Source organism: Aeromonas sp. QDB17, from assembly GCF_027705305.1.
GTDB lineage: Bacteria > Pseudomonadota > Gammaproteobacteria > Enterobacterales > Aeromonadaceae > Aeromonas > Aeromonas caviae.
Map to the genome: position 1 here is coordinate 47,217 of NZ_JAPDBP010000020.1, position 23,372 is coordinate 70,588.

Genomic DNA, 23,372 nt, shown 5'->3' on the forward strand with positions numbered 1-23,372 from the left:
ATGATTCCTTACTAGTTTTTATGCTGTAGAGGCTGGTTGGCGGCGATGGCGTGCGCAATGCGTGCCCGCAGCCCCTGCTTGTCAATCTTGCCCACCGCCGTCATGGGCAGGGCGTCCAGGGTTTCGAAGCGGTCGGGCAGCTTGAAATCCGCCACTCCGCGCTCGCGCAGAAACTTGCGCAAGGCCAGCGGCTTCAAGGCGGGATCCGTGCTGACGATAAAGGCGCAGCTCTTCTCCCCCATGGCGCTGTCAGGCATGGAGACCAGGGCCGCATGGGTGATGGCCGGGTGGTGCAGCAGCTGGTTTTCCACCTCTTCCGCCGCGATCTTCTCGCCGCCCCGGTTGATCTGATCCTTCTGCCGCCCCACCACGGTGAGGTAACCATCGGCATCCTGTACCACCAGATCGCCGGAGCAGTAGAAACCCTCGCCATCGAACACCCGGGCGTTGTGGGCCGGGCTCTGGTAGTAACCGCGGAAGGTATAGGGGCCGCGGGTGTGCAGGGCACCAGGCTCGCCGGGGGCAACCGGATTGCCCGCCTCATCGAGGATGCGTACCTCGTCGTCCGGGCTCATGGGGCGGCCCTGGGTATGGATCACCTTCTCGTCGGGGTCGTCCAGCCGGGTGTAGTTGACCAGCCCCTCCGCCATGCCGAACACCTGCTGCAGCCGGCAACCGAGCAGCGGCCCAATCTTGCTGGCCACCGCCTCCCCCAGCTTGGCGCCACCCACTTGCAGCAAGTCGAGGCTCTCGAGCTGAGTGCGCGCAGTGAGGTCCGCTTCCGCTGCCTGCAGCCAGAGCGAGACCGCAGGCGGCACCAGCGAGGTGAGATTGACCCGGTGGCGGGCGATCAGCGGGAAACAGCTGATGGGGCTGGGATCGGGTGCGAGCACCACAGTGCCGCCCGCCTCGAACACCCCGAGGGCGCCAGGGGAGCTCAGGGGGAAGTTGTGGGGCGCCGGCAGGGCGCACAGATAGCGGGTATGGGGGCCGAGGCCGCAAATTTCGTTGCTGCGGCGCACGCTGTAGTAATAGTCGTCATGGGTGCGGGGGATGAGCTTGGGAGTGCCGGTGCTGCCGCCGGAGAGCTGGAAGAAGGCCACCTCGTTCGCCGGGGTCGGGGCAAAAGAAACGGATGGGGAGCTCCCCTCATCCCCCTCGCAAAGCCAGCGGGTCAGCCCCAACTCTCCTGCGTCGCCATCCAGCAGCACCAGTTCGGCGCCGATGGTTGTCAGCAGCTCGCTCTCGCGACCCTTGCTCGCAAACTGCGGGTGGGTCAGCGAGCCGATAAAGAGGCGGGGCCGGATCTGCTCGGCGTAAGAGGCCAGCTCCAGCCGGTTGTGGCTAAAGAGCGCGTTGACCGGCGCGATGCCGGCCTTGAGCAGGGCAAAGAACACCAGATAGAACTCGGCCACGTTGGGGAGCTGCACCAGCGCGGTATCCCCTACCCCCAGGCCGTGGCGGGCCAGATTTGCGGCCAGCCGGCTCGAGGCGGCGTCCAGCTCGCCATAACTGAAGCGCCGCCCGCCGCAGAGAATGGCCTCGGCGTCGGGGGCCAGCTCGCACTGACGCGCCAGCATGGCGGTCAGCGGCTCGCCGCGCCAATAGCCCTTGGCGCGGTACTGCTGGGCCAATTCGTCGGGCCAGCGGGTATAGGGCAGGAAGCGGTTGGTATCGCTCATTGCGCCACCTCCAAATCCAGGCCCAGAGCTTTGAGCATGGTGCCCAGCTTGGTGCCGGTCTCGGCCCACTCCATGGCGGGATCCGAGCCCGCGACGATACCGGCGCCAGCAAACAGCTCCACCTGATGGCCATCGAGCACGCCGCAGCGGATCACCACGGCCCACTCGCCGTTGCCCTGGCTGTCGCACCAACCGACGATGCCGCTGAACAGGGCGCGCCGGAAGGGCTCCTGCTCGCGGATGAACTGGCGGGCCAGATCAGTGGGATAGCCGCACAGGGCCGGGGTGGGATGCAGCTGGCAGGCAAGTGACAGTACCGATGCCTCGCCGCCATTGAGCCGCCCGGCGATGGGGGTGCCCAGATGCCAGAGGGTATCCGTGCTCATCAGCGAGGGATGAGCGGGGATCGCCAGCTCGCGGCAGTGGGGGGTCAGCACCCGGCGGATCTCGTCGATCACCAACTTGTGTTCATGCTGATCCTTGCGAGAAGCCAGCAGATCCCGGGCCACCATTTCGTCTTGCGCCGGCTCGCTCACCCGTCTGGCGGAGCCCGCCAGCGGGTGGGTGAACACCTCTCCCCCGCTGACCCGCAGCAGCAGCTCGGGGCTTGCGCCCAGCAGGCGGCGACCCTGGCCGAGCGGTAGAGAGAAGTGGAAGGCGTGGGGATTCTGGGCCATCAAACGGGCCATCACCTGCTTAGGGTCGGCAGGCTGGTGCAGGGTAAGGGTGAGTTTGCGCGACAGCACCACCTTGGCGAGCCGACCTTGTGCAAACGCATCCAGCGCCGCGCTGACCGAGGCCTGGAATTCGCTGGCCGGCGGGGTGCTCTGCACCGAGATGACCCGGTTGGCCTCGGGGGCTTGCTCTACCATCGCCTCTGTCATCGGAGCCTGTTCCGCCAGCGTGGTTCGCTCGCCCCACTTATAGCGGCCGGGCACATAGAGGCAGGAAGCCTCTGCCGGGTCGAACGCAAAAGCACCGATGAGCAGAGGGTTGGTCTGGCCGGCAGCCCTGGCGGCATCGAGGGCCAGGGTTATCTGCTGTGCCAGCAGGGGCCACTCGCAGGCGGGGGTGGTGATGGGTTGCCCCAGGTCAGTGGCACTGATCGTGCCCTGACCCGAGGTAAACAAGAAATCAGGCGACATCTTCGCCTCGGCAGGTGTGCCATTGTCCATTACTCGAGTCTTCACGTAACACCCTCAAAGAAGATTCAAAATGATAATGATTATCAATTTGACTTTGTGCGGCGGTAAAATACTCGCTTTGAAATCGCGGGGTCAATGGGATTTTGCATCGTTAAAACAGGAGCTTGTCTGTGGGTACTTCAGAGATGACGCCAGGGCGGGCCTGCTGGCGGTGAAGGGAAACAGCTACTCGAATGAAAACGGATTGCCATCCCCATATGGGGGATGCGACAGAAACCGGTCATAGAGGCCCCACTGGCGGCCAACCCGCTTTGCCTCTAAGATGGCGCCACCTCTTGTGACAGCCCCGAAAATGGAACCCTCCCATGTTGAAACACCTGCTTCTGCTCCCCTTCGCCCTGCTGCTGGCGGCCTGCTCGCTGACCCAGTACAGCGTCAGCGAAGGGGAGATCAACCAGTACCTCAAGGAGCGAGTCGCCTTCGAGAAACAGCTGGGGATCCCCGGCATCATGTCGAGCAAGATCCGACTCGATGACATGCAAAGCCGCATCGGCCGCAGCCAGGCCGACAAGGTCGAGCTGGATGCCGCCGGCGAGCTGCAGGTGGCAAGCCCCCTTGGCAGCCAGCAGATGAAGATCCGCCTCTCCCTGCGGGCACGCCCGGACTATGTGGCGGAGCAAGGCGCCATCTATCTGCGCGATCTCGAGCTGCTCTCCGTCAAGACCGAGCCGGCGGACGTGGGCACCGCCCTCTCCCCGCTCTTGCCCACCTTCAACCAGTCCCTCTCCCTGTTCCTCTCCCAGACCCCCGTCTACCGGCTCGATGGCAGCCGCCAGAACGAGGCGCGGATCAAGGAGAAGGTCGAAGCCCTCAAGGTGGAGCCGGGCCGACTGGTCATCCCCTTCAAACTGATGTGACACCTGCCGCCGCGCCTCTCCTCTTCACCCCACCGGGGCGCGGTTTTTTTCTTCTCAAGGCCCGCCCTTTGCCCCATAATGCACACCATTCTCATTTAGATTCATGAGAAGCGTCATAATAAAATCAACAATATGGTGAGAAGGACATGAGAAAAACCGTACTGGTGCAGGCGATCGCCTGCGCACTCCTCAGCAGCGCCGCACAGGCTGCCGTCAAGGTGGAGGACAAGACGTTCAACACCGCCGCCAACATGCTGGCCTACACCGAATTCGAGCTCTCCGGCGAGCCGCTGGCCGAGGCCCTCGGTCTGGATCTGGATGTGCTGGACGCCAACCGCGCCGACGAGCCGACCCCGTTCGACTTCGCCGCCGGCATCGAATCCTATGAATACTCCGAAGAGGCAATGTACGCCCTCAACTACCAGTCCGGCATGGGCCCCCATCTGGTAAACGGGCCGCAAAACCAGGCCCGTGGCGGCACCCTGGCCGACCTGGGCAAACGGGTACTGGCCATGGCAGAGGCCGTCGGCTTCCCCGCCGATGAAATTCCCCAGGGCATGTATCCCCTCTCCCTGCCCTACGCCTCCGCCAACCCGGAGTTCGCCCAGGCCGTGAACGCCACCCCGGTCAACGGTGACCAGATCACCATCAAGACCGCCAAGGGCAACGAGAAGAGCGTCAAGACCCAGGTCCCCGCCTACTTCCGCGACTACGCCACCCTGCGCTGGAGCGGCAGTGACAACCTGCTGGTCCCGGCCGCCGTAGGCGGCATCCTGCTCAAGGAAGTGATGTGGTCCCAGGACTTCCTGGGCGGCATGCACGTAGCCGAGACCGATGAAGAGGTGGAAGCCGCGTCCGCCACCATGGATCAGGACGGCAAGCACAAGCTGGGGGTTTCTGCCGCCGACGGCTTCAACGGCATGATGCTGACCGAGCAGTCCATCGACAAGCTCGCCATCCTGCAAGGTCAGCTCGGCTTTGACGGCAAGACCCTGGGCGCCAAAATCACCCCGCAGTACGATCCGGCCAAGGGGGTTGTCTACTTCCCTCATCAGGTGAAGGTGACCGAGACCAGCAAGAACGACGCCGGTGCCATCGGCAAGCTGGAGGTCGTGGACGGCTCCGCCCAGTTGCGCGACGCCTGGATGCTGCTGTGGCCCCTCTCCGAGTTCTACGCCTTCAGCGATCAGCGCACGGCCAACACCAATCAGAACCCTGCCTTCCACGCCGTGTTTGACGGTGCCCCGTTCGCCGCCGCTCCGGCTGCCAACCAGACCAACGATCTGGGCAAGGCGGTGGCGGGCAGTGATGCCTTCTCCCTGGCCCTGAACCTCTCCAACCTCACCTTCAAGAACCTGCTGGCCCTGCACTTCGAGCCCAAGGCCGGCACCCTGGTCGACAGCTGGCAGGCTGGCAAACAGGCCGGGCACGTCACCACCTTCGACGCCGCCTACGCCCTGGTCGCCCTGCAGATCTTCCAGCGCGCCCAGGATGCGCTGCCGGTGGGTTACGCCGCCGGTGACAATGGCGAGCTGAACCTCAAGACCCCACAGGGTGAGCAGGCGATCGCACTGGTCCGCAAGCAGGCCGATTTCATCCTCGCCAACCTCAAGGGCAAGAACGGCCTGGTCCATGACGGTCTGACACTGGGCGGCAAGCTTGACGCCGGTCAGTCCATCGACGCGCAGTTCGCCGCCATCCGCGGCCTGACCGCCGCCTTCCTGGCCACCTCGGATGCCAAGTACCGCACCGCGGCGCGCGAGCTCTTCATCGCCGCCGACAAGGCCTACTTCAATGCCAAGGCCGGAACCTGGCTCGCCGGCAAGCAGCGTGAATACACCCCCTGGACCCAGGCCGCCATCTCCGGCGCCCTGCGCTCTGCCATGCTGAACCTGCGCAACGAAGGGGCCGAGAAGGCACCCGAGCTTGAGCTGGCACAGCTGACCCAGCGCTACGTGAGCTGGTTCCGCGGCACCGTCAACGGCGGCATGCAGATGGCCGAATGGGTCGGCGACTCCGGCGAGAACGTCATCGAGGGTGCCGGCAGCGACACCGACGAAGATGGCGTCCCGCAAGTGACCGCCGCCGGTGGCAAGCATGGCACCGCCATGGTGATGGCCGGCAAGGCCCTGGTCAGCGAGAAATAAATCGACCACCAATAGAAAGGGAGCCCAGGGCTCCCTTTTTTTGTCTGTGTCGACGAGGTTAGCCGAGCTTGGCCAGCATCGGCTTGGTCACCAGCACGATGCCCTGCTCGGAGCGGTAGAAGCGGCGTGCATCCTCGTCCGCATTCTCCCCCACCACCAGGCCGTCTGGCAGCTTGCACCCCTTGTCCACCACCACCCGGCGCAAGCGGCAACCAGCCCCGATCTCGACCCCGGGGAAGATCACCGCTTGATCCAGGGTACAGAAGGAGTGCACCCGCACGTTGGTGAACAGCACCGAGTTGAGCACGAAGGAGCCGCTCACGATGGAGCCCCCCGCGAACATGGAGTTGATGGTCATGCCGTGCTGGCCGTTTCTGTCCTGCACGAACTTGGCCGGGGGCGACATGTTCTGGCTGGTCCAGATGGGCCAGTTCTCGTCATAGATGTCGAGCTTGGGCACCACGGAGGCAAGGTCCATGTTCGCCTCCCAGAACGAATCCAGGGTCCCCACGTCGCGCCAGTAGGGTTTTTGCCCCTCCTTGGCCCCGACACAGGACATGTTGAACGGGTGGGCAAAGGCCTTGCCCTCGCCCACGATGCGCGGGATCACGTCCATGCCGAAATCGTGCTTGGACTCCAGATTGTGGATGTCCTCTTCCAGCAACTGGTAGAGGTACTCCGCCTCGAAGATGTAGATGCCCATGGAGGCCAGCGAGCGATCCTCGCAGCCCGGCATGGCGGGCGGATTGGCCGGTTTCTCCACGAAGGCGCGGATCTTGCGTTGCTCGTCGATGTCCATCACGCCGAAGGCCGATGCCTCGCAGCGCGGTACCTCGATACAGGCCACCGTCACCTTGGCACCGAGGCGCACGTGATCGAGCAGCATGGCGGCGTAGTCCATCTTGTAGATGTGATCCCCCGCCAGCACCACGATGTACTTGGGACCGTAGTCACGGATGATGTCGACGTTCTGGTAGATGGCGTCTGCGGTGCCGCGATACCAGTGCACCTCGTCCACCCGCTGCTGGGCGGGCAGCAAGTCGATGAACTCGTTCATCTGGTAACGCAGGAAAGACCAGCCCGATTGCAGGTGGCGCAACAGACTGTGGGACTTGTACTGGGTCACCACACCCACCCGGCGGATGCCGGAGTTGATGCAGTTGGAGAGCACGAAGTCGATGATACGGAATTTGCCGCCAAAGTGGACGGCGGGCTTGGCGCGGTTATCGGTCAACTGCTTCAGGCGGCTGCCCCGTCCCCCTGCGAGCACCAAGGCCATACTCTGATTCAATAGTTGCCGTGCTTTGGCGGTGTCTACGGGTTCTAGCAACATATCTACCTCTGCTCTGTTGGGGCTGTTTTCAACCCATCTTCGCTTTTTTTACAGACCATGAAAGTGTTTTCACTCACATTTAGTTGCATTCCGCCGGCGCTTTATCGTGGAGTTGCGTGAGTACTCATGTTTTGCGCCAGCGACTTGGTTAGAATTTCTACATCATGAACATCATCAAGGATGAAACGATGTTGAATAAACATGAGGGAAACCTGCTGCTGGTCAGCGCACTGGTCTGCATTCCCATGCTGCTGTTGCAGGGAGTGCTGCTCGCCCCCCCCGCCTCACCGCTCACCCTGCTGCTGGTCCTGATGACCACCCTGACGGGATTCGCCCTGCTGCTCTTTCTCACCCACAGCGTGCGCCGTGGGGAAAAGGCAAGGCAGGAGCAACGCTGGCTGCTGGCGCTGCAGCAGCGGGATCCCGCCATGCTCGACAGCGTACAGGCACAAACGGCTCTGCGCCAGCTCCTTGCGTCCTTCAATGAGGCCGAGATCGATGCCCACCGCCAGATCACCGAATTGCACAATCAGGCGACCCGGGACGAGATGACGGGCCTTGGCAACCGCCACGCCTTCCGGCGCGATCTGACCGAGCTGCTGCAACAGGAAAACACCCAGACCGCCATCCTGGTGCTCATCCGCGCCACCGAGCTTGGGACCCTCAACGCCCAGCGCGGCTTCCAGTCCGGGGATGCCTACATCCGGGACATCGCCGCCCTCATCAGCCACACCGTCAGCCGCTTCCCGGGCCACCGGGTCTATCGCATCTCGGGAGCCGATTTTGCCGTCCTGCTGCCCCCCCTGGCCCAGATCCCGCCCCATCTGCTGGGACGAGATCTGAAGCTCGCCTTCGATCGCTATCAGCACGATCACGAGCTCGAGAGCGCCGCCTACTCGGGCATGACCCGCTTGAGCAGCGAGCAGAAGATAGAGGCCATTCTGGCCCGGGCGGATCTCGCGCTGGCCCGCGCCCAGACAGAGGTAGTCAATGGCTGGGCCATCCAGCAGAACGACGAGGTGGTCGAAGTGCAGGGTCAGCGTCACTGGACCCAGGTGCTGACCGATCTGCTGGAGCAGGAGAGCGTCAACTTCACCTGCCAGCCCATCCAGCCCCTGCATCGCGGCATGCTCGCCTATCACGAGATCTATCCCCGCTTTTGCAGCAGCGACGGCACCGTGCTGCCAAGCGATACCCTGCTCGCCATGGCGCAGCGGCTGGACATGGTACTGCGCCTGACCCAGATGGTGATCCGCCACGTCATCCGCCAATACCGCGCCTTCGGAGGCCACAACAGCCGATGGGGTCTCAACCTGCCGGGCTCCCTGCTGCAAAACAGCGCCTTTCTCATCTGGCTGGATCACCAGTTGCAAAAAGACCCCGACATCGGGGCCAACCTGGTGTTCGAGCTCGACGAGGAGCACCTGGAGCGCAACCTGACCGGGTCCAGGCGGCTGTTCGAGCTGCTCAGGCGCCACGGCAGCCGCTCGGCCATCTGCAACTTCGGCAAGGGGATCGGCTCCTTCAGCCTGTTTCGCGAGCTCAAACCCGACTACATCAAGCTGGACCCCGGTCTCATCACCGAGCTGGAGCAGGATCTCACCAATCAGCAGTTCGTGCGGATGATCGTCGACGTCTCCCATCGCATGGGCTGCCTGGTGATCGCGGAAGGGGTGGAACAGATAGGCCAGAAGCAGATGCTGCAGAGCATGTATGTGGACGGCTTGCAGGGCTACCTCATCGCCCGACCCCAGGAGCTGGGGCCGGAGATCGGTCAGATGGGGATCTTCACGGAGACGGTTTCAGCTTCAACAGGGTCAGAATGATGTCGTTGAGCTGGCGATAACGCTCCAGCTCCTTCTGATCGTAACGGGTCGCCAGCATGGTCGGGTTGTGGCGATGCTTGAGGTAGCGGTTGATCTGCAGGCGGTTGAACCCGGCCACCTTGTAGATCTGGCCGAGCAGGGCATTGAGCTCGTCGTCCGCCAGCCCGGCCCGGGTCAGGTAATCGGGTTGGGACGGGCTCTCCTGGCGGGCCGTGACCTTCTCCAGCTGGCCACGCTCCTGCAAATAGGTGAGCCACTGCTCCACGTAGAGCGGCTTGCAGCCCCCCAGCAGATTGAAGTACCCCACGGCATCGCAGCGGCACCCGCTCAGCAGCACCAGGGCCAGCTCGTCGCTGTCACACTGAAAGCTCACCGGGCCGCTCTGGCTCCAGTCCAGCGCCTGCACCTGGATCCTCCCCTGCGCCCCCGCCTTCGTGGTCACGTCAAAGACAAACATGGCACCTCCCGATCGGCAAAGGGTTGATGATGACCCATCCCCGGGACGGGTGCAAAGGCAAATCGCCTTTCATGGCCCATGGCGGCCATAAAAAAACCGGCCCCCCGAAGGGGGCAGGTTCATCACAATCCGGCAGGACGGCAGACTCAGGCGTCCAGTTCCACCAGCGCCTTGGCCAGCTCGATGGGCTCGAGCTCCTGACCTTCCAGATCGGCGTTCCAGTTCGGGCCGACCAGCACGTCATCCTCGTCCAGATCGTTGATCCAGATGTCCAGGAACTCTTCGAGCTCGATCACTTCCGGCTCGTAATCCGCCCACTCGTCCACGCAGTGCAGGCGGGCATCCCCTTCGGCGGACCAGAGCGGCATCACGTCCGCATCTTCGAACTCGGCGGAGCGGCACACCACCCAGTCTTCACCGTAGCGCAGACCCCACACCTGACCCGACTCGCGGACTTCTTCGATGAACAGCTGGAAATTGGCGTCAAGATTGTCAGTTAGTTTGCTCATGGGGTCTCTCTCTTGCAAAGCAATGGCAGGCTGTCGGCCAGGGCTGGCCGAGAATGGGGCAGATGGTGTCCCAAAAGCCCCCCAGACTCAAGCCTTATCCCGAAAAAGCGGGGATAAAGGCCGTCAGATGCGATATTTCGCCACCAGGGCCCCCAGCTCGTCGCAGGCCAGCGCCAGTTGCCCGGATGCCTGCTCGGTCAGCCGGTTCTGGGCCAGGGCATCCGCCGCCAGCTGGGTGATGGCCACCAGCCGCTGGTTGATCTCCTCCGCCGCCCGGCTCTGCTCCGCCGCCGCCGTGGCAATCTGCCCATTCATGGCAGTAATGGTGTGGACGGATCCATCGATGGCATTGATGGCGACATCCGCATCGCCGGCCCTGTCCGCCGTCGCGCGGGAGAGCTGCTGCAACTGGCTGATGCCGCTGACCACCTTGCCGGCCCCCTCCTGCAGCCGCTGGATCATCTGCCGGATCTCGTCGGTGGAGCTGTGGGTGCGGGTCGCCAAGGTACGCACCTCGTCGGCGACCACCGCAAAGCCGCGCCCCTGCTCCCCGGCCCGTGCCGCTTCAATGGCGGCGTTGAGGGCCAGCAGGTTGGTCTGCTCCGCCACCCCGCGAATGACGTCGAGCACGGAGCCAATCTGCTGAGTCTCCTGCTCGAGGCGGCTCACCGCCTGCACCGTCTCCACCATTTCGTCCGCCAACTGGCTGATGGACTCCCGGGTCTGGACCACCACCTCGCGGCCATGCTGGGCCAGATTGAGGGCCGAGTCCGCCGCATCGGCGGCCTGGGCCGCGTGCTGGCCCACTTCACGGCTGCTCACCGTCATCTGCTCCATGGCGCTGGCCACCCGCAGGGTATCCTGCTCCTGGCCGGTGACGATGGCGCCGGTACGCTCCACCACCTCGGCCAGCTGGTGGGCATGCACCCGGTTCTGATCCGCTATCTGCTGGCTGCGGGCCACCAGCTGCGCCATCTGGCTGGCGAAGAGGTTGAAGTTGATGCTGAGCTGGCTCAGCTCGTCACGCCCCGACTCCGGCAGACGTACCCGCAGATCCCCCTCCCCCCTGGCGATGTTGCCAAGGGCCGAGACCGAGCGGGAGAGGGGCACGACGATGCTGCGCACAATGAGGCCGACCACGGCAAACAGCAGGAGGGCCAGCACCAGCCCGATCCCCAGCAGGGTGTGCAGCACCTCTCGGTACTGGGCCTCGACGTCGTCCACATAGACGCCGGTGCCGATGATCCAGTCCCAAGGGGCGAAGCGCTTGATGTAGGAGATCTTGCGTACCGGTTCGTCCACCCCCGGCTTGGGCCAGTAGTAGGCCACCTCCCCCGCGCCCTGGGCCCGGGCCAGATCGGCGAAGGCGACGAACAGCCTGAGCCCCTGCTTGTCCTCCACCCCGGAGAGATCCTTGCCGTCCAGCTCGGGTTTCATGGGGTGCATCACCATGGTGGGGTGGCTGTCGTTGATCCAGAAGTAGTCATCGTTGCCGTAACGCAACCCCTTGATCAGCGCCAGCGCCTCGGCCTTGGCGCTCGCCTCGTCCAGCTCCCCCTTGCGTACCCTGGCTTCCAGCCCTGCCACCAGGCTGTAGGCGGTCTCCACCTGGGCCTGGGTCTGGCGGCTCTTCTCCCCCATCAGCCCCTGCTGATAGATCTGCAGGCAGAAGAACAGCAGCAGTCCCAGCAGCGCCAGCACCATCAGGGTCACCAGCGACAGACGCCGACCGATACTCCATTGTCTCAACATACCCTCGCCCCGCAGCAGCTACATATCCTTAACACAAGGTATGCCGCCGCGACGCGGGCTGTCCACGATGTCAGCAAAAGCGATGCCAAAAACATGATCCAGCCCCAAAAACAAGAAAGGGTGCCCAGTGGCACCCTTTCTCATGGTCGACAGGAAGAGGGATCACCGCTCCCAGTACACCTCTTCCAGGCTGTCTTCCTTCTCCGGCAACCCGCGGGAGAGGCGCGGGCTGCTCTGGGCCAGCACCTCGTAGCTCACCCGGTTGGCGTACTTGCACACCTGGGCCAGAGAGGAGTAGGTCAGGAATTCCGAGAGATGCTTGGCGGAGTTCGGCACGTTCATGCGGTGGTAGGCGTTCGCCACCATGTCGTGCAGCACGGCGGACAGCGCCCCGTCCCCTGCCCCGTTGGTGTTCTTGATCTTCTCCGGGCCGCCCATGTAGGGGGAGATGTGGGAGTAGATACGCGCAGGCTTGCGGCACTTGTCCCGGGCCATGGGGCGGCTGAACTCGTACATGTTGAATTCGGGGATGACGCCGGGCAGCAGGGTGTGGGTGGTCTCGCGCTTGTAGTCCTCGTCGGTGTAGCTCGCCATGTAGAGGCCGATGGGGCCGGCGGTGCAGAGCACCATGTCCGCCCAGTCCAGCGCCTTGTCGGCCGCGCCGAGGGGATCCTTTATCCCGGTCAGGGCCTCCGCCTCGTCCTCGTTCATGGCGAGCACGGTCACGTTCTCGCTGATGAAATCGCGCCACCACTGGGGATTCTCGTCGATGACGAAGCGGGTGCCCAGGGTCAGCACCACGGGCACCCCGGCCTCGCGGGCATAGCGCACCGCGGCCATGGCGGCCTCCTTCATGGGGGTGCCGTCGGCGCCGCGCACCAGATAGGCGGTGATCACCAGGGCCGAGGCCTCCTTGATGATGGTCTCGGGGATGTGGTCCACATCCAGGTGATCCATCTTGCCGGCGTTGATGCCAAAGCTGCGCTCTCCCCCTTCGGTGATGAAGGTGAAGCAGCGTCCGACCGGGCCGTCCACCGGCTGCAGGTAGTCGAGGTTGACCCGGGAGGAGGTGTTGCACAGATAGCGGTAGGCATAGCTGCCGATGCGGATGTCCTGGCTCATGACGCCAAGCAGGATGGAGTGGGAGTCCGCCAGCACGGAGTAGTTGTGCATGGTGTTGCCGATGGTGCCGCCGGCAAATTCGCTCACCACCATGTTGTTGGCCTTGAGCTCGTCGTAGACCAGCTCCGCCACCTCGTCGGAGATGAGCATGGAGTGGCCCTTGCTCAGGCCGTACCGGTTCAGGAAGTCTTCGTCCACATGGGCTTCGATATCCACCAGAGTCTGATCGATGCCCACTACATAGGCCTTGCCCAGTTCGGTGAGCTGGGAATTCTGCGGGATCAGGGGATCACGTCTGTCGACCGGGAAGTAGTGTTTGGACTTGCGCTGACCGGGAAATTTCATGGCAATCTTCTGTGCTCTGGGGAAAAGAGGGGCGGGATTTTAACACAATCCACCACGCCGAAAAGTCGCACGATTGAATTTTGAGGTCAGTATAGACAAGGGTTTGCGAGGAAAACGTTTGACTTGGCTACCACAAAAAACCACCCCGTGGCGGGGTGGTGTTGCGGGATGACATTCAGCTTGCCGAGAGCCCCTGCACCAGGGCCAGCACCGAGAACATCCCCAGCGACAGCCAGAAGAAGAGGGTGCCGAAGAGGCGAGGCATGTTGGGAGCTCTGGGGATCTGGATGCCGATGGCATGCAGGATGCGCCCCACCAGCAGCAGCACACCGCCCAGGTGCAGCCAGAGCGACCCGACCCCCGCCAGTTCGCACAGGGCCATCAGCAGCAGGGTGAGGGGCACGTACTCGGCAAAGTTGCCGTGGGCGCGGATCGCGGCCAGCATCTCGGGAGCTTCCCCCTCCCCTATCATCACCCTGAACTGGGCGCGGCGCTTGACCACCCAGAAGGAGAGCAGCAGGAACAAGAGCCCGAGCAGGCCGGCGTAAATCAGCGTGATATGCATCATCAGGATACTCCTTTATCGTTGAATCCGAACGTCCGCCACGTCGGGCACCGGATGAGAACGGCCATCATGCCAGCTCGCGACAGATGAGGGAAACCATCATGCGGATATGGGCCTGATCGCTGTTGAGGGCCGGGATGTATTCAAACTGCTCGCCACCGGCGGCCATGAAGATCTCCCGGTTCTGCACCTGGATCTCCTCCAGGGTCTCGAGGCAATCCGCCGAGAAGGCCGGGCAGATGACATCGAGCCGCTTGACGCCGCGAGAGGGCAAGTCGGCCACGGTCAGGTCCGTGTAGGGCTTGAGCCACTCCTCCTTGCCAAAGCGGGACTGGAAGCTCGCGGTCCACTGCTCCGGGGCCAGCCCCAGCGCCTCCGCCAGCAGGGCGGCGGTGCGCCTGCACTGATGACCATAGGGATCCCCTTCCCGCTCGTAGCGCTCGGGAATGCCGTGGAAGGACATCAGCAGATGCTCCCCCTGGCCGTGCTGCTCCCAGTGGCGACGCACGCTCATGGCCAGCGCCTGGATGTACTCCGGGTGGGCATGGTAATCGCGGATGAGCCGCACCACCGGCAGATTGCGCTCGGTTTTCATCGCCCTGGCCCAGGCATCGAACACCGAGGCGGTGGTACTGACCGAATACTGGGGATAGAGCGGCAGCAGGATCACCCGGTTGACCCCCTGGGCCTTGAGGGCCTGCCAGCCATCGGCCAGCGACGGGGCGCCATAGGTCATGGCGAGCGCCACCGGCACCTCGACCCCTTCCCGCTTGAGCTCGTGCTCCAGGGCCGCGCGCTGCTGCTGGCTGATGACCATCAGGGGGGAGCCCTGCTCGGTCCACACCTGCTGATAGAGCTTGGCCACCTTGGGGGAGCGGGTCGGCAGGATGATGAAGTGAAGCAAGGGGCACCAGAGGTAGCGCGGCAGGTCGACGACCCGCTGATCGTGCAGAAACTGGCTGAGAAACGCCTTGACCGCCGCCGTGGTCGGCGCGGCCGGGGTACCCAGATTGACCAGCAAGATCCCGGTTTTCGTGGTCACGTTAGCATCCTGTCGTTCTGTGTCGTGGGAATGGAATGCAAGAAAGGGCCCGGTATGGACCCTTTTCTCACTCTCGTCGCCAGCCGGCGAACGGCTGCGTCCTGCCGGCCCTGAATGGCTTAACCGAGAATGGCGGCCAGTTGCTGGCTGACCAGATCCACCGGCTGGGTGCCGTCGATCTTGACGTAACGGGTGTTGCCCGCTTCCGCTTCCTTGCCGTAGAAACCGATGAGCGGCGCGGTCTGCTGATGGTAGACATCCAGACGCTTGCGCACTGTGGTCTCTTCGTCGTCGGCACGGATCACCAGATCCTCGCCGGTCACGTCATCCTTGCCTTCCACTTTCGGCGGGTTGAACACCACGTGGTAGGTACGGCCGGAGCCGGAGTGCACGCGGCGGCCGCTCATGCGCTTGACGATCTCTTCGTCCGGCACGTCGAACTCCAGCACGAAGTCCACGGTCACACCGGCATCCTTCATGGCTTGCGCCTGGGGAATGGTGCGGGGGAAGCCGTCCAGCAGGAAGCCGTTGGCGCAATCCGGTTGCGCGATGCGTTCTTTGACCAGGCCGATGATGATGTCGTCGGAGACGAGCTGACCTGCGTCCATCACGGCTTTGGCCTTGAGGCCCAGCTCGGTACCCGCCTTGATCGCCGCACGCAGCATGTCGCCGGTGGAGATCTGCGGAATACCGTGTTTTTCCATGATGAACTGAGCCTGGGTACCCTTGCCGGCGCCCGGAGCTCCCAACAGAACAATGCGCATACACGCTCCTAGTTGATTGGTTATTCAATTCTTGAGAAGGCAAAAAACTACACGTTTTCGCCCGTATTAACAAGCTCGCCCCGTGTGAGTGGCCAGATTATCACCACACTCCCGCCCCGTCTCTGCGACCAAAGACGCAGACGACGACCACGAAAAATGATTGAAAATGCAGCAGCGCACCAGAGGGGAACGGCCAAAAAAAAGCCCACTGTCATGCAGTGGGCCAGTCACAATCACATCACGCCTGGAGTAGCAGACGGTTGATACGGGAGACGAAGCTCGCCGGATCATTGAGACCGCCCTGCTCTGCCAGCTGGGCCTGCTCGTGCAGGAGGGAGACCCACTCGCCAAACAGGCTCTCATCCTCGATGGTGCCGAGCTTCTTCACCAGGGCATGGTCGGGGTTGAGCTCCAGGATGTACTTCTGCTCCGGCACCGGCTGACCAGCGGCGCGCATCAGCTTGATCATCTGGGTGCTCATGCCGTGGGCGTCGGTGACGATGCAGGACGGCGAGTCGGTCAGACGGTGGGTGACGCGCACCTCTTTCACCGCCTCCCCGAGGCTCTGCTTGACCCGCTCCACCAGACCGGCGTTGGCTTTTTCGGCCTCTTCCTGCGCCTGCTTGGAGGCGTCGTCTTCCAGATCCCCGAGATCCAGTTCGCCACGGGTGACGGAGACCAGCTGCTTGCCGTCGAACTCGGTCAGGTGGCTCATCAGCCACTCGTCCACCCGCTCCCACATCAGCAGCACTTCGACGCCCTTCTTGCGGAAGATCTCGAGGTGCGGGCTGTTCTTGGCAGCGGCATAAGAGTCGGCGGTGATGTAGTAAATCTTCTGCTGACCTTCCTTCATGCGGCCAACGTAATCCTCCAGCGACACAGTCTGGGCTTCGCCCTCGCCGGTGGTGCTGGCAAAGCGCAAGAGCTTCGCGATCTCTTCCCGGTTGGCGTAATCCTCGGCCGGGCCCTCTTTGAGCACATTGCCGAACTCGCTCCAGAACTTGGCGTACTTCTCGGCATCGTCTTTCGCCAGCTTGTTGAGCATGGTGAGCACGCGCTTGGAGCAGGCCTTGCGCAGGGAGGCGGTCACCTTGTTGTCCTGCAGGATTTCACGGCTGACGTTGAGCGGCAGATCGTTGGAGTCCAGCACCCCTTTCACGAAGCGCAGGTAGGTCGGCATGAACTGCTCGGCGTCGTCCATGATGAAGACGCGCTGCACGTAGAGTTTCAGGCCGTGCTTCTGCTCGCGGTTGTAGAGATCGAACGGCGCACGGGCCGGGATGTAGAGCAGGCTGGTGTACTCCTGGGCCCCTTCCACCCGGTTGTGACCCCACAGGAGCGGATCTTCGAAGTCGTGGGCAACGTGCTTGTAGAACTCCTGGTACTCCTCCTCCTTGATGTCCTTCGGATTGCGGGTCCAGAGTGCGGTGGCGCGGTTGACCTGCTCCCACTCCCCCGGGGTGCCGACGACGGTCTCGCCGTCCTCCTCCCGATCCGGGGTGCCCTCTTTGTACATCTCCACCGGCACGCTGATGTGGTCGGAATATTTGCTGACCACGGAGCGCAGGCGCCAGTCGTCCAGGAACTCCTCTTCATCGCTGCGCAGGTGCAGGATGACGTCGGTGCCGCGACCGGCTTTGGTCACGTCAGCCACGGTGAAGGAGCCTTCTCCTTCGGATTCCCACTGCACGCCCTGCTCCGGCGCGGTGCCTGCGGCGCGGGAGACCACGGTCACCTTGTCGGCCACGATGAAGGCGGAGTAGAAGCCCACCCCGAACTGGCCGATCAGCTGGGAATCCTTGCCCTGGTCACCGGAGAGGTGCTTGAAGAACTCGGCGGTGCCGGACTTGGCGATGGTGCCCAGGTGCTCGATCACCTGGTCACGGGTCATGCCGATGCCGTTGTCCGAAATGGTCAGGGTCTTGTTCTCTTTGTCCACCACCAGGCGCACGCGCAACTGGCCGTCGTTTTCGAACAAAGAGGCATCGGAAAGCGCCTTGAAGCGCAGCTTGTCCGCCGCATCGGAGGCGTTGGAAATCAGCTCGCGCAGGAATACTTCTTTGTTGGAGTAGAGGCTGTGAGCCATCAGGCTCAGCAGTTGTTTGACTTCAGTCTGAAAGCCGTGGGTTTCGGCGTGAACACTTTGGGTCATCGACCAGTCCTCAAAACGTCGGGTTGAACAGATTCCCAAGCTAGATGGGGTTGGCCTTTCAAATATCAAGGGGCTTGCGTGCAAACTTGAGAGCAAATTTGCACACAAGCCCCTCGCTTGGCCCACACAGGCAACCCCCTCCCGGCCTCCCCCTTCGCCTCCCCCTTCACAACGGGGAGGTGCACCGTCGTCCCCTGTCTGGCGAGGAGGGTCAGATTGGGATCGAGTGTGGAGCCAATAGCGGAGTCAGCCTTGCTCTCCCCTGCCAAAGGGAGGGCTGGGGTGGGGTGCGTTGCTTTCTCTCCTGCCAAAGGGAGGAGTGGGGCAGGATCCATTGCTCCCTCCCCTGCCAAGGGGAGGAGTGGGGCAGGATCCATTGCTCCCCCCCCCTGCCAAGGGGAGGGCTGAGGTGGGGTGCGTTGCTTTCTCCCCTGCCAAAGGGAGGAGTGGGGCAAGATCCATTGCTCTCTCCCCTATCAAGGGGAGGGCCGGGGTGGGGTTCGTGGCGTCTTCAGCTCAGACGCTGGCGCCCCATCAGGGAGTGGGAGAGCGTGGTGCCATCCACCAGCTCCAGCTCCCCGCCCACCGGCACACCGTGGGCGATGCGGCTCACCTCCACTCCGGCGGTGCGTGCCATGTCGGCGATGTACCAGGCGGTGGCATCCCCCTCGATGGTGGGGTTGGTGGCGAGGATCAGCTCCTTGATCTGCTCCTCTTGCAGGCGGCGCTCCAGGATATCGAGCCCCAGCTCCTCGGGGCCGATGCCGTCAAGGGGCGACAGGTGGCCCATCAGCACGAAATAACGGCCGGAGAACTGGCCGGTCTGCTCGATGGCCGCCACGTCCGCCGGGCTCTCCACCACGCAGAGCAGGCCGTTCTCCTCGCGCTTGGGATTGGCGCAGATCTCGCAGCGATCGTTCTCGGTAAAGGTGCGGCAGTGGCTGCAATGACCGATTTCGGTGAGCGCCCGGTTGAGCAGGGAGGCCAGACGCAGACCGCCGCTGCGCTCGCGCTCCAGCAGGGTGAACGCCATGCGCTGGGCGGACTTGGGGCCCACGCCCGGCAAGACCTGCAGCGCCTTCATCATCTCATCGAGCAGGGGACTGAATTTCATGGGGATATCCTTTAAAGCCGCGCCGAAGGAGTGATTCGGCCCGCTTGTCTGACGCGGCGCCGACTCCTCCATCCGAACCTATCTTGTTGGCGCAGGACTATACCCGAGCCGGCCCCGAGCGCCAATGGCCGATCCCGCCACAGTGCCTGACGGCCCAACATCACCCCGGTCGGGGCGCAGCATTGAGCGGCAACCTCCCCTTCCCCTCTCCCCACAACCCAGATCACACCATGATTGCCAAACCAATTCCGGGGAAACCGGGAACCCCTCCCAGATTGCCCCAACTCACTCCCCACCAGCCTCCAGACAAGCCAGCACGGCCAGAAACCAGGCCCACATTGTTTGGTTTTTCTATTCGATAACCAGTCATCGTTTAACAAAACCAAACAATAAATGCCCTCTTGAGGTCCCGATTTATGACGTTGCGCCGGTTTTCAGCGGCTCCCCCTTCTGTTTTTTCACCGGCCGATTAGTATGACTCACGCGACAACCAGCTCCGTTGAGACCGTTTCTATGGAACAGATAGAGATAATATCGCAGGTTAATCGCAGCAAGCTGGAGATGTAACTCTAGTGCGGTAGCCTTTGCGATAAAGATCAAAAGAATATTTACTCTCGACATTTATAGAAAGTTTTCATTGTGCAGACACTTGTCTGAGCCATTTAATTCTGTAACTATTTTATCTTTAAATTGTTACATTGACAGCATTTATAAACCACTTATTTAACAGATACTCTTCCCATTATTAATTGAGATATATATTTAATGCTATATAAATATTATTCCTCCCTGCCTGAAAGTTATCTTTTTAACCCAACATTAAAACTAGCTATTCCATCCAAATTAAATGATCCCTTTGAAAACACAGTCCCTAATAGGGTACGAATAAAACACATAGAAGAAATGCTGAAAATAAATAAAATTGAGGATGATATTTTTCATGACTACATAAAACTAATGAACTCTTTCCTAATAAGTGGTGTATCCTCGAGCGGTATAATTTCCATGAGTGAAACGCCAACAAACATATTAATGTGGTCTCATTATGCAAATAGCCATACTGGCTTAGTTATTGGTTACAAAACAGATGTACTATCACATCTTCATAACCCATATGGTATTGATGCATGTTTTTTCAACACTCCACAAATAGTTAATTATGACAACGTCCGCTTTCAGCACATAAACAACACTTCATCACTTATGGATAGGAATGCTATTATAAAGTCTCTTTTAACAACTAAAAGTAATCATTGGCGTTATGAAAAAGAACATAGGTTTATAATTCCACTAGGTTGTGCCAATTTCTGCCGACCTATTAACAAGCTAAAAACTGAAACTATAAGACAGCTTGAGATACTATGGAAACTAAAATACATTAAAGAATGTGCGTGGTTTGAAACGCAATGGGAACGCACTATAGGAAATAATGATGGGGATATTGATAACTATCCCTTTATATTTAATGAGGAGGCAGAAAGATTTTTAGTTAAAAATAATTTTGATGCTTTTATACGGATCAATCCAGCCTCAATAAACTCAGTTTTTTTTGGAGCTAAATTCGAAGGTGATAAAAGAAACAAGATTAAGGACATAATATCAAAAAACCCACACCTTAGACATATCGATATGTATGAATGTAGCATTAGCCCTGATAATTTCGAACTAGATATATATAAGATATAAAACAATCACTTCCTCTTATATACGTTCATAATAAACGTCCAGTTATAAATTAATCTATTAAATATATAAAATTGTTAAAAACACAGTGCACTATACCTCTGGCTTAACGATTGGTGAAATTCACTTCGTGCGTTGCACCATAGCTATTTCATGAGCTTTTTGTAGTAAATAAAGACTCCATTGCTACCCAAGCCTTCCCTCTCTGTCGCTCCTGCCGATAATTTATTGGTCAACATTTTATCGTCTGTTTTTCAACCCGTTTGATTGAAAAGACTGGCTAAAAATGGCTGCTTAGCAAAAACAAACACTTGCTCGCTGCACGGGGGCCTATTTCAATCAAGGAGTAATTAATAACCTCGTTCAAAAGTCTTTTTTGATTATTTATACCTGAACATACTCCCACAGACTCTGTGTCATCATAAGCTGAATCGCAGATAAACAGACTGTGTCCATGATGAGCCTCCTATTTATATCCAGCTAACCCCCGCTCCCATCGCAATCCTGAAGATCCTCCCGAACGACTATCCGTGAACTCCCGGTAGTGCGGGGCCCCTGTGTTGGCAGCCATGCCACCGGCAATCTGACAAGATAATTTCATGAACTGTACTAACAAACCCGCCCTGTCCGGCGTCATGCTGGCGGCGATCGGCGTGGTCTATGGCGACATCGGCACCAGCCCGCTCTATACCCTGCGCGAGTGCCTCTCCGGCCAGTTCGGCTTCGGGGTAGAGCCCGCCTCCATCCTGGGCTTTCTCTCCCTCATCTTCTGGCTGCTGATCCTGGTGGTCTCGGTCAAGTACCTCTCCTTCGTGATGCGGGCAGACAACGCGGGCGAAGGGGGCATACTCACCCTGATGTCGCTCGCGACCCGCAACACCCCGGAAAAATGGACGCCGGTGCTGATCATCCTGGGGCTCGTCGGCGGCAGCTTCTTCTATGGCGAGGTGGTGATCACCCCGGCCATGTCGGTGATGTCGGCCATCGAGGGCCTGAAGATAGTGGCGCCTTCCCTGGACGCCTACATAGTGCCGCTCTCGGTGCTGGTGCTGACCCTGCTGTTTGCCATCCAGAAACACGGCACCGCCGCCGTGGGCAAGCTGTTTGCCCCCATCATGCTGATCTGGTTCCTGACCCTGGCGGTGCTTGGCCTGAATAGCATCCTCCAGCACCCCGAGGTGCTGGGGGCGCTCAACCCTGTCTGGGCGCTGCGCTTCTTCATGACCTATCAAAGCGCCTCCTTCTTTGCCCTGGGCGCCGTGGTGCTGGCCATCACGGGGGTGGAGGCGCTCTATGCGGACATGGGCCATTTTGGCAAGAGCCCCATTCGCCGCGCCTGGTTCATGGTGGTGCTGCCGTCCCTGGTGCTCAATTACTTCGGTCAGGGGGCCTTGCTGCTCGGCAATCCCGAGGCCATCGCCAACCCCTTCTTCCTGCTCGCGCCCAAGTGGGCGTTGCTACCGCTCTTGCTGCTCGCGACGCTCGCCACCGTCATCGCCTCCCAGGCGGTGATCTCCGGGGTCTTTTCCCTCACCCGGCAGGCGGTGCGGCTCGGCTATCTCTCCCCCATCCGCATCGTGCACACCTCGGAGCAGGAGTCCGGCCAGATCTATATTCCGGTCATCAACTGGCTGCTCTATCTCTCTGTGGTGATCGTCATCATGAGCTTCGAGCACTCCAGCAACCTGGCGGCGGCCTATGGCATCGCCGTGACCGGCACCATGGTGCTCACCTCCATACTGTCGTGCTCGGTGGCCCGCCACAGCTGGCACTGGCGCAAGCCGCTGGTGGCCACCCTCTTCGCCCTGCTGCTCGCCATCGACGTGCCGCTCTTTGCCGCCAACCTCGCCAAGATCTTCTCCGGCGGCTGGCTGCCGCTCACCCTGGGGGCCGTCATGTTCACCCTGATGACCAGCTGGAAGAGCGAGCGCTTCCAGCTTATTCGCCGCCTCAACGAGCACGGCAACTCGCTGGAGCCCATGATAGCGTCGCTCGAAAAATCCCCGCCGACCCGGGTGGCGGGCACCGCCGTCTATCTGTCGCGGGTGGTCAACGTCATCCCCCATGCGCTCTTGCACAACCTCAAGCACAACAAGGTGCTGCACGAGCGCGTCATCCTGCTCACCCTGAAGGTGGAGGATGTGCCCTATGTCCACAACGTGCGCCGGGTCTGCATCGAGCAGCTCTCCCCCACCTTCTGGCGGGTGGTGGCGAGTTACGGTTGGCGCGAGACCCCGAACGTGGAGGAGATCTTCCACCGCTGCAACGCCGAGGGGTTGAGCTGCCGTATGATGGAGACCTCCTTCTTCATGGCCCACGAGTCCCTCATCATGAAGGAGCGCCCCTGGTACCTCTATCTGCGCGGCAAGCTCTTCATGCTGCTGCAGCGCAACGCCCTGCGGGCGCCGGATCAGTTCGAGATCCCGCCCAACCGGGTGATCGAGCTGGGATCCCAGGTGGATATCTGATGGCGGGCACCGCGCCCAAGGCCATGGAACGCAAGAGGGAGGCAACCGCCTCCCTCTTTCATTGCTGATCGCCTCTCTCTTCCGCCCGGGATCTCGAGCCGCCGGGGGACGTGGTGCCCCTCACAGGATCGCAAAGAAGCGCCGCATCTGGCACTCAAACCGGGGCGAGATCAAGGTAATAGGGACAAGTGCCCCGGTAAACTTGGCCCCCGCGGCAGGATGAGAGGCCCGCTTCCCTCCCCTGCCCAGGCTACGCCCCTTCTATCGCGACGCAGCCCGTTGCCCCCCGTTCGTTGCACCCGATGGCCCATGCCGTGGCGGCAGGCCAGCAGATGGGAGTTCGATATCG

The 23,372-nt window shown here is 61.2% G+C and carries 17 protein-coding genes; 5 read left to right on the top strand and 12 right to left on the bottom strand.

Annotated features, from left to right (window positions below; genetic code table 11):
* Window positions 1–11: 11 nt before the first annotated feature.
* Both OKC41_RS16295 and OKC41_RS16300 read right to left on the bottom strand, forming a co-directional pair.
* Window positions 12–1,682: a (2,3-dihydroxybenzoyl)adenylate synthase gene (locus OKC41_RS16295; RefSeq protein WP_201894701.1), complete on the bottom strand. Its 1,671-nt coding sequence runs from the start codon at window positions 1,680–1,682 to the stop codon at window positions 12–14.
* A complete protein-coding gene (locus tag OKC41_RS16300; RefSeq protein WP_119197730.1) occupies window positions 1,679–2,872 on the bottom strand; it encodes an isochorismate synthase MenF in 1,194 nt (397 codons plus the stop codon). The genes OKC41_RS16295 and OKC41_RS16300 overlap by 4 nt, the downstream gene beginning before the upstream one ends.
* Window positions 2,873–3,192: 320 nt before the next feature.
* Between OKC41_RS16300 and OKC41_RS16305 the strand changes: the two genes are divergently transcribed.
* Complete coding sequence (locus tag OKC41_RS16305) at window positions 3,193–3,744, top strand: lipoprotein (protein WP_039038906.1); 552 nt, start codon at window positions 3,193–3,195, stop codon at window positions 3,742–3,744.
* Window positions 3,745–3,890: 146 nt separating this feature from the next.
* A complete protein-coding gene (locus tag OKC41_RS16310; RefSeq protein ID WP_201894702.1) occupies window positions 3,891–5,891 on the top strand; it encodes a hypothetical protein in 2,001 nt (666 codons plus the stop codon).
* 58 nt (window positions 5,892–5,949) lie between these two features.
* Here the strand turns inward: OKC41_RS16310 and glgC are convergent, their stop codons facing one another.
* The gene (gene glgC, locus OKC41_RS16315) at window positions 5,950–7,224 is read right to left on the bottom strand and encodes a glucose-1-phosphate adenylyltransferase (protein ID WP_270672162.1); all 1,275 of its coding nucleotides are present in this window, start codon (window positions 7,222–7,224) and stop codon (window positions 5,950–5,952) included.
* Window positions 7,225–7,412: 188 nt separating this feature from the next.
* On the opposite strand from glgC, the gene OKC41_RS16320 reads away from it, so the two are divergent.
* Complete coding sequence (locus tag OKC41_RS16320) at window positions 7,413–9,050, top strand: EAL domain-containing protein (RefSeq protein WP_069652607.1); 1,638 nt, start codon at window positions 7,413–7,415, stop codon at window positions 9,048–9,050.
* Here the strand turns inward: OKC41_RS16320 and OKC41_RS16325 are convergent.
* The 9 genes from OKC41_RS16325 to recR all read right to left on the bottom strand — a co-directional run bounded on the left by OKC41_RS16325 (window position 9,013) and on the right by recR (window position 18,872).
* Window positions 9,013–9,507, bottom strand: a complete 495-nt coding sequence (locus tag OKC41_RS16325) for a hypothetical protein (RefSeq protein WP_010674428.1) — start codon at window positions 9,505–9,507, stop codon at window positions 9,013–9,015. The genes OKC41_RS16320 and OKC41_RS16325 overlap by 38 nt on opposite strands.
* Before the next feature lie 146 nt (window positions 9,508–9,653).
* On the bottom strand, window positions 9,654–10,016 hold the full coding sequence (locus tag OKC41_RS16330; protein WP_010674427.1) for a DUF2750 domain-containing protein: 363 nt from the start codon (window positions 10,014–10,016) through the stop codon (window positions 9,654–9,656).
* A gap of 123 nt (window positions 10,017–10,139) precedes the next feature.
* A complete protein-coding gene (locus OKC41_RS16335) occupies window positions 10,140–11,768 on the bottom strand; it encodes a methyl-accepting chemotaxis protein (RefSeq protein WP_039038910.1) in 1,629 nt (542 codons plus the stop codon).
* A gap of 162 nt (window positions 11,769–11,930) precedes the next feature.
* Complete coding sequence (locus tag OKC41_RS16340; RefSeq protein WP_010674425.1) at window positions 11,931–13,235, bottom strand: inosine/guanosine kinase; 1,305 nt, start codon at window positions 13,233–13,235, stop codon at window positions 11,931–11,933.
* Between the two features lie 175 nt (window positions 13,236–13,410).
* The gene (locus tag OKC41_RS16345; protein ID WP_042017277.1) at window positions 13,411–13,803 is read right to left on the bottom strand and encodes an MAPEG family protein; all 393 of its coding nucleotides are present in this window, start codon (window positions 13,801–13,803) and stop codon (window positions 13,411–13,413) included.
* A 64-nt stretch (window positions 13,804–13,867) separates the two neighbouring features.
* Window positions 13,868–14,842 (bottom strand): ferrochelatase, encoded by a 975-nt coding sequence (gene hemH, locus OKC41_RS16350; protein WP_010674423.1) that lies wholly within the window; start codon window positions 14,840–14,842, stop codon window positions 13,868–13,870.
* Between the two features lie 119 nt (window positions 14,843–14,961).
* The gene (gene adk, locus OKC41_RS16355) at window positions 14,962–15,606 is read right to left on the bottom strand and encodes an adenylate kinase (RefSeq protein ID WP_010674422.1); all 645 of its coding nucleotides are present in this window, start codon (window positions 15,604–15,606) and stop codon (window positions 14,962–14,964) included.
* Window positions 15,607–15,844: 238 nt separating this feature from the next.
* Window positions 15,845–17,758: a molecular chaperone HtpG gene (gene htpG, locus OKC41_RS16360; protein WP_201894703.1), complete on the bottom strand. Its 1,914-nt coding sequence runs from the start codon at window positions 17,756–17,758 to the stop codon at window positions 15,845–15,847.
* A gap of 511 nt (window positions 17,759–18,269) precedes the next feature.
* Entirely contained in the window at window positions 18,270–18,872 is a 603-nt protein-coding gene (gene recR / locus OKC41_RS16365; protein ID WP_010674419.1) for a recombination mediator RecR, read from the bottom strand.
* 765 nt (window positions 18,873–19,637) lie between these two features.
* Here recR and OKC41_RS16370 point away from each other — a divergent pair.
* Both OKC41_RS16370 and kup read left to right on the top strand, forming a co-directional pair.
* Window positions 19,638–20,558 (top strand): DUF2971 domain-containing protein, encoded by a 921-nt coding sequence (locus tag OKC41_RS16370; RefSeq protein WP_201894704.1) that lies wholly within the window; start codon window positions 19,638–19,640, stop codon window positions 20,556–20,558.
* A 596-nt stretch (window positions 20,559–21,154) separates the two neighbouring features.
* Entirely contained in the window at window positions 21,155–23,023 is a 1,869-nt protein-coding gene (kup, locus tag OKC41_RS16375; RefSeq protein WP_048207488.1) for a low affinity potassium transporter Kup, read from the top strand.
* Window positions 23,024–23,372: the final 349 nt, after the last annotated feature.